Source organism: Vibrio ichthyoenteri ATCC 700023, assembly GCF_000222605.1.
GTDB lineage: Bacteria > Pseudomonadota > Gammaproteobacteria > Enterobacterales > Vibrionaceae > Vibrio > Vibrio ichthyoenteri.
Window position 1 is genome coordinate 1 of the sequence record NZ_AFWF01000228.1, and the last position, 732, is coordinate 732.

General features: G+C 37.0%; 1 protein-coding gene. It reads right to left on the bottom strand.

The window, feature by feature from the left end:
• On the bottom strand, positions 1 to 675 hold a 675-nt coding region (locus RH85_RS16430; RefSeq protein ID WP_138956489.1), incomplete at its 3' end, for an AbiTii domain-containing protein.
• Positions 676 to 732: the final 57 nt, after the last annotated feature.

Genomic DNA, 732 nt, shown 5'->3' on the forward strand with positions numbered 1-732 from the left:
TTCTAAATACTTTGAAAGCTCTTCAAAATTGTTAGATTCGCTAATGGACATTTCTAAGTTTTGATGCAGTTCACTATCCGTCACATCACCTAATACACCCTGAAAGTTCTTAATGTTAATTTGTGTACTCATGTTTGCCTTTTTAACCTCTTCCGAACTGAAACTAAGTCCTTCACCTTTCACACCTTCTTGCTCCAATTTTAAAGCCCATTGCAATATTGTGTTGCGAACATTATCAACGACTGGATCTAAGGAGGTTGCAGAAAAATTTAATCTAAACGGAAAGTCGGACTTAAAAATACTCTGGATAGATGCCAATTGAGAACCCGTGAAAGGAATTAGAAACCCGTTACTATACTTATTAATGACTCCTTCGATTTCCGCTATCGACTGTCGAAAGTGAAAAACAGATAGGGTATCTTCTATTTCATCATTTTCAATGTGTGCAGGTATAGGACCTCGAACTGGGTTTACAGCTTCTAATGCCCCTTTAATACGACGATACATTGGCACATCACTGCCTATACCATATCCATTCATTTCTGATTCAATCCACTCTCTCGAATCTTCCACTGATAGTTTTATAGCAATAGCGTATGCCTTACGTAGTAAGGATTGGATTGATACATTGTCATTCATTGCATCAGCTTGCAACTCTAAGATTATTGAACTCACACAACCTCGCAGATTAGCTTTGTCTTTACTATAAAAGACCATGATGTATAGATACAT